Raw genomic sequence first — 8,867 nt, 5'->3', positions numbered from 1 at the left:
AGCTCTTCTGTAAACAGCAATGTATATAAATCGAATACTTCTATTTCAGGAAAAACTGAAAATAACCGTACCGATAAAGCAGTTATCATAAAAGACGATCTAAAGCTTAATAACACTTTAAGCAAAACAGACTCTATTCAATTGGCTGAACTTCAGAATTTGGAAAAAGATATTTTATCTCCTGAAAAGAAGAAAGAAGAAAAAGAGAAAAAAGACAATTTGATCGATAAAAAAGAAAGATGGGCAGTTGCTGTTTTTGCTGGTGTTGCAAGTTCTGAAAACACTAAAAACGAAAAAACTCTGGGCAACGTAAACGATTCTAAACAATCAAATTCTTATGGAGTAAAAACAAAATACAGCATTAATAAAAAATGGGCTGTTGGATCTGGTCTAAAAATTAATGAATTAGGCCAAAGCGTTGCCAATGTATCGTATGTAAGTGCTAAAAACAATGCTTTTTTTGCTCCCGACTCTTATCCCGTTGCTGCTGGAAATCAACCAAGTCAAGATTATCTTTTGATTTCTAATAGCACAAAAGAAGCGCTGAAAAATGAAAACGTACAAACGGGTAAATTAGATCAAAACTTAAGATATGTTGAGATGCCTCTTGAGGTTTCTTATTCTATTTTTAATAAAAATAAAGCTAGCATTAATTTAAACACTGGAGGTTTTGTCGGTAAACTAATTTCTAACAATGTGAATTTGGATGGACATTCTATTGGAGAAAACATGAATGCTAATGATTACGTTTATGGTTCTACTTTAAGCAGTACGGTTCAATATCGTGTGTACAAAAAAACCAATGTTTTTGTTGAACCTGCTATGAATTATTATGTCAATCCGTTAAATAGCCAGTCTTTCAACCAGTTTCAATGGGGATTAAATTTTGGCCTTAATGTTGCTTTCTAACGAGAATTTGCAGTAATTTTCAAGAATACTTGAGAATTGATTTTTTATGAATTTTACTACTGCTCCAGCTGATTTGCTATTAAGCAAAGAAATCGTTTATGATCAGGCTGATTTATTGCTTGCTTCTTTGCAGAAAGAAAGCGAAAGCGACGAATACAAGGCGCATCGTTTTCTAATAAACAATAAGAAGATTTGTTATCGAGAAGCAAAAGTTACTCCAACCAAAACAGGACAGTTTGTTACTTTATGGAAACGCAATCAAACTGGGATCATTGAACCTTTCGCCTATTCTGACGATATAGATTTTGTAATTATCACTGTTCGAAAAGATCAGAATTGGGGACAATTTATTTTTCCAAAAAAGATAGCGTTAGAGAAAGGTATTTTTTCTACCCAAAACAAACAAGGAATTAGAGCTACAAGAGTATATCCGCCTTGGGATGAAACCACAAGCAAACAAGCTCAAAAAACACAGAAATGGCAATTAGATTATTTCTTTCTTTTTACCAATCCAGACGATATTGATTTAAACGAAATCAGAAAAATATTTGCATAAAAAAAGGCAGTCTTAAAATGACTGCCTTTTTCAATTTATAGTAAGCCTCTTATTTTTTAATCACTTTATCTTTAAAAATAACTTTATTATTTTCGGTAACCGTGTAAAAATAAACTCCAGAAACTAAATTATTAACAGCAATAACTGCTGTACTAACTTCAGATTCATTTTTAACGTTAATTGGATTTCCAATGGCACGTCCATTAAAATCGTATAATCTAATTTTCAAATCTCTTGCTTGTGCTGTTTTGATATCAAAATTTAAAACATCTGTTGCAGGATTTGGATAAGCTTTTACGAAATATTTGTTTTTCGTTCCAAAATCAGGTGTAGAAAGTACGTCTTCTTTCAAATAGAAACGAGCAATTACTGGTCCGTGGTCTGAAGTTGTTGTGGTATAATTTTTAACAAAATTTCTTGGGTCATAAACTGCGATTGAGTTGTCTATGTAATCTTCATTCAATTCATCAGAAATTAAAATATGATCTAAAAATCCTTTTGAACTTAAAAAACTATAAGCTCCAGCTTGACTAATACCTAATGTCAAAGCATTATAACCAGCTGTATCTTCTACAAATTTCTGATAAGATGACGGTGTATTTGCATTACCAACCCAAGCTTTTACATCATCATTAAAATCTCCTAAAAGAATTAAATTTGAATTTGGATATTCTGCATCTAATGCATCTTTAAGGTAATCTATATCGTATTTGCGCAGATTGTATTTTGAAATATCAGTTCCAGTGTTTGCTCTTGCGTGAAGATCAATTAAGTTAATTTCTTTTTTAATTCCGCCAATATTAGCCTCAACTTGAACCAAATAAGGGAGACGTCCTGATGAGAAAAAACTATCATCGTTCTCTTCTGGAGTTTTTGTTCCTGGATAATTTGGTAAAACCACCGTATTAGCAAGAATTTGATCGAATAAATCTTTAAACAATACTTTTGTACTTTTTACAGTAGTTGTTTGTGTATTGTAAATCACAACTAGTTTTTGTGGTGGATAATAAGGATCTAAAGGCTTAAATGAATACGACCAAGAAGTTGAGATTGTTTTATCGAATGTTTTTCCGTTGATGCTAATTTTTTTAATTAATTCTTCAAGAGCCAAGTCATCAGAAACTTCTTGAACTACATAAACATCTGCGTTTAATGTGTTCATTACTTTAGCTGCGTTTTCTATTTGTAGCGCATCATTCGTTGGGCCAAATTCTTTACCAGTAGCATCTCTAACATCGGTTCCAAAAAACTCTAAATTATAAGATACGACATCGTAAGTATCTGCTTTTAATATAGAAGTTCCTGCAAATAAACCAATTTGTTTAGTTAGAGAAGTTCCTGTAACGGTTAAAACGCCAGAGATTGTTGGTACTTTTGTCGTTGGAACAAATCTTGCATAAACGATTTTTCCTGCTTCTGATTCGGCAGAAGTAACAATAACACTTGATGCAAATGAAATATTATCTAATGACAACTCGTAAGAAGCTGGAGCAGTAATAATAATATCGTCATAACCTGCAGCATTAAAAACAAAAGACTGACTAGCAGAAACCGAATTCGGACTTACATCTGCAAAATCTAAAAATGGGTTTGAGTCCACATATTTTGATTCATCTATAATAGCAAAATCATCAAAAGACCATTCTGCAGCATTATCAAGTCCACCAGAAGTCGTTTCGTAAACCCAAGCCAAATAAGTATGATCTGTTTTATAAGCTGTTAAGTTTATATATTCTGATTTTTCGTAAGTTCCTGTATTACCTGGAAATTTACCATCTAGGGGCGTCCATGTCGCTGTATTGGGATCACTTACTCCATCGTAGTTTGTAGAAACTACTAATTTTAAAGATGGCCCATCATAATATTGACGAGAATAAAAAGATAATAACGGAATGTGGTTAAAACCACCTAAACGTAATCTTGGAGAAATTAACCAATCTTTACTAGCTCCAGCATCTGAATATCCGTTCATTAAAACTGCACCAGTTCCAGAGTTAACATTTCGTGATTGGTTAGTATAAGACCATTTGTTTAAAGGTCCCGCCTCATTATATTGCACCCAATTACTGTTTACAAAAACATTTGCATCGTCAAAATTTTGCACTAAAGGATTTACTCCAAGCGCTGTTAAATTAACCGTTTTAGTTGTCCCTCCTGTTGTTTCATGAATTATTGAACCTGTAAAACTGGCAACTGAAGTAGGAGTGAATTTTACATAAACTGTTGGTGTGGCATTAGAATCAAAATCGGTTGGAACAAAAGTTAAAGATGATGAATATGCTGCATTATCTTTTGAAATTTGGAAATCTCCTGACGCAGTAACCATTACATTTGCAATAAGATCTGAAGCTCCTATCTGGTAATTTTTAATTAAAGGATCAAAATTTGGTTCGGTACCACCTAAATTTAATACCGCAACAGAAGGAGATATAGCAGGAGGCATAACACTTAGCGTTGTTACATCTACTCTATTAACTGATGCTTGAATATTTGCTGCAATATCTTCTGAAATAGAAAAAATAGAATATGATGTGCTTAAAGGCAATCCAGTAAAACTTGCTATATATTCTTGAGAAGAATTTGTTACATCAAAAACTCCTGCCTGTAAAGCTGCAGTTCCATTAGAATCCTGCCCTGCTTTTATTTGTGTAATTGTTGGTTCTGCACTTCCTACTGGAAGCAGAACATAATAGGTCTTTCCAGCTTCATTTATTTTACTAATAAAATCGAAACTATCTCCTAAAATATTAGCTGTTTTTGGATATCCTGAAACATTTGCTGGCGCTAAATTATCTTCTGTGACATCTATTTTACCAATTGCAAAGGCAGGACGAGAACCTGCTCCTGAAACTTGTCTAGATATCCATCGCACTTGAATTATTGGCTTATTATCACATTCTGCCGGTAATGTTACTCTTATATGCGCCGATTGCAGTTGTTCTGTTTCTTTTGTTCGTGTTGTTGTATTGTTGCGAAAAAAAGTTTCAGATAAGGTTACAAAATTTCCTGTCTCTCCTACACGATATTGTAAAGCCATCTCATTAATACGATTAGTCGTAGTTCCTGTAACATATGGATTACGAACTACCATTGCATCATATTCCACTTGTACTCCCGAATCGTTTTCTGTATTTAAAGCAAGAACTATTGATTGATCCAGATAATTTCCTGCATTTAAAAAACCTATTTTTTGATTATAATTATAAATATTTCCACCTGTAGAAGCAGCAGATCCGCCAGAACTCATGGTCTTATCAGATAAAACAGTAACGGTAAAATTCGAAGGGGTGCTTACACTAGAAGGAGTACTTGCATTCCAACCTAGAAAACCATCTGGATAAGTAGTAGAAGTTACTTCGAATGTATCAAAATATTGTCGAAAAGGTACGCTTTGCGGTGCTGGATTGTTCTGAGCTAAGAGATGCACGGAAAAAGAGCAAAAAAAACATAAAAGAGCCAGAATAAGGCGCGAAAAGTAAAGTTTTTTCATACGTTAAAGAATAGAGTTTTTAGAGTTCAAATTTATCTTCTTTAGAATTAAGGGAATGTTACAAAACCATCAACTTAATGTTTGCTTTTTTATCAATATAATTCAATAAAGCTTAACACATACTTAAAGATACTAAAATAAAAACAACAAAAAAGCCATATTACAAAACATTACTCAAACAATAAGCATCTCAAAAACACTGATAAAAACTCCATGTTTCCTACAAATACAGCAGTTTCAGCAAAAAAAAAGCAGTAAACTTTCGCTTACTGCTTTTTCAATTGTCATGTTATTTACTCTAAAAAATAATTAGACTGCGGTATAACCTCCATCGGCTATAATATAACTTCCTGTTGTGAAAGAAGATTTTTCAGAACTTAAAAATATTACCAATTCGGCAACTTCTTCTGCTGTCCCTAAACGATTCATTGCAGATTTTGCCGCAACAGCCTGCATCATTTCCTTATTCAAATTATCTTTTAAAAGCGCTGTTTCTATATAACCCGGTCCAACAGCATTACATCGAATATTTTTCTGAGCATATTCTACCGCAATATTTTTGGTCAAACCAACCACACCGTGTTTACTTGCTGTATACGCGACACTATTTGGAGCGGCAACTTGTCCGTGAATCGAAGCAATATTTACAATACTTCCTCCCCCGTTTTTCTCCATTTGTTCTAGTTGATAACGGCAGGCATAAAAAACACCGCTCAAATTAAGTGCAATAACTTTATCCCAAGCTTCTGGCTCATATTCTCCAGTTGGTTTTGCCGGCCCTCCCATTCCTGCATTGTTACAGGCAATATCCAATCGACCATATTTTGAAACCGTAACTTCAACCATATGCTTGTTGTCATTGGCACTCGACGAATCTCCTTTTACAAAAAAAGCTTCTCCGCCCTTATCTTTTATTATTTTTACGGTTTCTTCACCGTGCTCTACATTTATATCAGCTACTACTACTTTTGCTCCTTCTCGAGCGTATGCTTCTGCCACTGCACGTCCGATTCCTGAACCACCGCCAGATACAAAAGCTACTTTATTTTCTAAAAGTGCCATTTTATATATGTTTTTAAATTGATTCTTCTAATTTACGAAGAACTTGAGCATTGGCTAAGCTTTCAAAAGAGTTTAAAACAACATTAACGTTAAGCGCTAATGTTATGTTATTTGACATTAAATTGACAAGATTTTGTTTAAAATTTTGTATTATCTAATTCTCTTCGTCCAATTTCATGTTTCCACGATCTTCATGATTATCTGGATGTGAGTTTGAATATCGATTTGAAGTTATATCAGAGTTACGATCTTTATTCTCTACTGTTTTATTTGCCTCTTCCTCTGTTTCTACTCCGCGATTTGCATTTGGATTATTTGGATTTATCTGATGCTTCGCTGCATTTATATCTTCATTTTCGTTTCTAGCTCTTTCAACAATCTTTTTATCGCCATCTGCATCTGTAATCAATTCTTTATTCAGTTTGGCATCTTTTAATTCTTTATCGTGCGAAACGTTTTTTCCTTTAGACTCATCTATATTTTTTTGCGTTCCGTTTATTTTTTTCGTTCCTAATTTATTCGTTTCCATAACATTATCTTTTAGTTTATAATATTACAAATTCTAATCGCAAAAAAGTTATGGCTTAAGATTGCTTTCTTTTATAATTGCCATCTGTTTTTTTATTTTATTACCTTTATTCAAAGCAACTTAACAACCTTAATTATTATGAATTTCTTCAAAATCAAAACCAGCTGGTCCAATTCCGAATTTATCTTGATTAAACTTTGCATGGCTTCTATTTATATTTTTGTTGGAAGTTATTTTCATGAATTTTTTCAAAATTATTATTCCATTTTAATAGGCATTTTTATTGTTACTGCAATTTGGTTTATTTATCAATGGCTCAAAAAAATGAAATCGCAAAAGCAGTAATGGGTTTTAATTTTAGGAAAGAACTATCTTTGCAAAAAATTAAAAATGCACCGACACTTCATTCTTTTTAAACCTTACGGCTACTTAAGTCAATTTATTTATGAATTAAAAAGAAAGAAAAAGCTTTTGGGCGAATTGCACGATTTCCCAGAAGGTACAATGGCAATTGGAAGATTAGATGAAGATTCTGAAGGATTACTTCTTTTGACGACTGATGGAAACATGAGCGAACTCGTTCGAAGTAAAAAGGTTGAAAAAGAATATTACGTTCAGGTTGACGGATTAATTACGCCAGAAGCAATTGAACAATTACAAAATGGGGTAGAAATTGGACTTGACGGTGGAAAATACAAAACAAAACGCTGCAAAGCATCTATCGTTACCGAAATTCCCGATTTTGGACCAAGAGCAAAAAAAATTAGAGATGAACGCCACGGCCCGACTTCTTGGGCTTCAATCACGGTTAGAGAAGGAAAATTTCGCCAAGTTCGAAAAATGACTGCGGCTGTTGGTTTTCCAACATTGCGTTTAGTTCGCGTTCGAATAGGAAATGTATATTTGCAAAATCTAAAAGCAGGTGAGGTTTTAGAAGTTTCCGATTTTCAATTAGAAAATTAGAAAATTTTCAGAAACTCATAACTCATAATTCATAACTAAAAAAAGATGTTAAACGTTGTTCTTGTAGAACCAGAAATACCAAATAATACCGGAAATATCGGAAGATTGTGCGTTGGCACAGAAAGCCGTCTTCATTTAATTCATCCTTTCGGATTTGTTATTAATGACAAAAACCTAAAACGTTCAGGATTGGATTATTGGGTTCATCTTGATGTTACAGAATATCAAAACGTAGAAGAATGGATTGCACAAATTCCAGATCATTCTCGCGTGTTTTTAATGAGTTCGCATTCTGATAAATCTTATTTAGAAAACGAATTTCAAGATGGCGACTGGCTAGTTTTTGGAAAAGAAAGCGTTGGTTTGAGCGCAGCCTTTATGGCAAGATTCGAAAATCATTTGACAATCCCGATGTCACCACTTATCCGCAGTTTTAATATTGCTAATTCGGTTGCTTTTGTGGTTGGTGAAGCGAAAAGACAGATTGGATTGAAGAAATAATCTCGATTTCCTACAAGGTTTTGAAAACCTTGCAGGTCAGCCGAAATATTAACTCACAATAAACTTCCCTTTTTCAGCGTCAAAAATAATATGTTCGTCTTTGAACAAATTGCTGAAACTTCCGTTAGAAATTAAATTGCACGGTTGGTCTTGCACTATACTTTCTGAGGTCATGATAATCATTTCGTCACTTAACTGAATAGCCAAATCGATATCGTGTGTCGAAAACAAAATGCATTTTTGAGTCTCTTGTGTAAGCTTTTTTAATAGTTTGAATAACGAAACTTTATGAAGGAGATCAAGATGCGTTGTTGGCTCGTCCAAAATAATTAGAGGAGTATCTTGAGCCAAAGCTCTTGCAATTAATACTTTCTGCAATTGTCCGTCACTAATCTGGAAATGTTTTTTAGAAGCCAAATGTTCAATTTGTGTCAATTGCATAGCTTCATGAACTTTAGTAATGTCTTCATCAGATAATTTATCAACCCAATTGGTGTAAGGTTGTCTTCCTAAAGCAACTAATTCAAAAACAGAAAGATTGCTTGGTGGCAATTTTTCGGTTAAAACTAAACTTAAATTTTGCGCCAATTCTAAAGGTTGATAATCTGAAATCTTTTTTTCATTCAAATAAACATTTCCTGACAACGGCTTCTGAATTCCAGTAATCGTTCGCAGTAAAGTTGATTTTCCAATTCCGTTTGCTCCTATTAAAGTAATGAGTTTTCCTGCTTCAAGATTAATATTAAGATTCTCAGCAATGGCCGTAACTCCTTTCTTGGACTTATATCCAATATTTAAACTTGAAGTTGATAGAATGTTTTTCATTTTTAAAGGTGCTAAGATTCTGAGATACTAAG

The 8,867-nt window shown here is 33.4% G+C and carries 7 protein-coding genes and 1 pseudogene; 4 read left to right on the top strand and 4 right to left on the bottom strand.

What is annotated here, in order from left to right; all coding sequences use genetic code 11:
• Positions 1–909 (top strand): annotated as a pseudogene (locus B3J44_RS05485) (hypothetical protein); the annotation flags it as partial.
• Positions 910–955: 46 nt separating this feature from the next.
• Entirely contained in the window at positions 956–1,465 is a 510-nt protein-coding gene (locus B3J44_RS05480; protein ID WP_286966649.1) for a MepB family protein, read from the top strand.
• Positions 1,466–1,514: 49 nt separating this feature from the next.
• Here B3J44_RS05480 and B3J44_RS05475 read toward each other — a convergent pair whose 3' ends face one another.
• The 3 genes from B3J44_RS05475 to B3J44_RS05465 form a co-directional block, all read right to left on the bottom strand.
• Positions 1,515–4,955, bottom strand: coding sequence for a T9SS-dependent choice-of-anchor J family protein (locus B3J44_RS05475; RefSeq protein WP_286966648.1), 3,441 nt, complete (start codon positions 4,953–4,955; stop codon positions 1,515–1,517).
• Positions 4,956–5,264: 309 nt separating this feature from the next.
• Positions 5,265–6,017 carry an SDR family NAD(P)-dependent oxidoreductase gene (locus B3J44_RS05470; RefSeq protein WP_286966646.1) on the bottom strand — a complete coding sequence of 251 codons (753 nt, stop codon included), beginning with the start codon at positions 6,015–6,017 and terminating at the stop codon, positions 5,265–5,267.
• Positions 6,018–6,171: 154 nt separating this feature from the next.
• The gene (locus B3J44_RS05465) at positions 6,172–6,546 is read right to left on the bottom strand and encodes a hypothetical protein (RefSeq protein WP_286966644.1); all 375 of its coding nucleotides are present in this window, start codon (positions 6,544–6,546) and stop codon (positions 6,172–6,174) included.
• A gap of 390 nt (positions 6,547–6,936) precedes the next feature.
• Here B3J44_RS05465 and B3J44_RS05460 point away from each other — a divergent pair, with 390 nt between their 5' ends.
• Positions 6,937–7,509, top strand: coding sequence for a pseudouridine synthase (locus B3J44_RS05460; RefSeq protein WP_286966642.1), 573 nt, complete (start codon positions 6,937–6,939; stop codon positions 7,507–7,509).
• A gap of 45 nt (positions 7,510–7,554) precedes the next feature.
• Positions 7,555–8,010 (top strand): tRNA (cytidine(34)-2'-O)-methyltransferase, encoded by a 456-nt coding sequence (locus B3J44_RS05455; RefSeq protein WP_198858177.1) that lies wholly within the window; start codon positions 7,555–7,557, stop codon positions 8,008–8,010.
• A 48-nt stretch (positions 8,011–8,058) separates the two neighbouring features.
• Here B3J44_RS05455 and B3J44_RS05450 read toward each other — a convergent pair whose 3' ends face one another.
• Positions 8,059–8,835 (bottom strand): ABC transporter ATP-binding protein, encoded by a 777-nt coding sequence (locus tag B3J44_RS05450; RefSeq protein ID WP_286966639.1) that lies wholly within the window; start codon positions 8,833–8,835, stop codon positions 8,059–8,061.
• Positions 8,836–8,867: the final 32 nt, after the last annotated feature.

It is taken from the genome of Flavobacterium sp. UBA4854, assembly GCF_002399805.1.
Taxonomy (GTDB): domain Bacteria; phylum Bacteroidota; class Bacteroidia; order Flavobacteriales; family Flavobacteriaceae; genus Flavobacterium; species Flavobacterium ginsengisoli.
The sequence above is the reverse complement of the archived record's forward strand: the minus strand, read 5'-3'. Positions and strand labels throughout refer to the sequence as shown.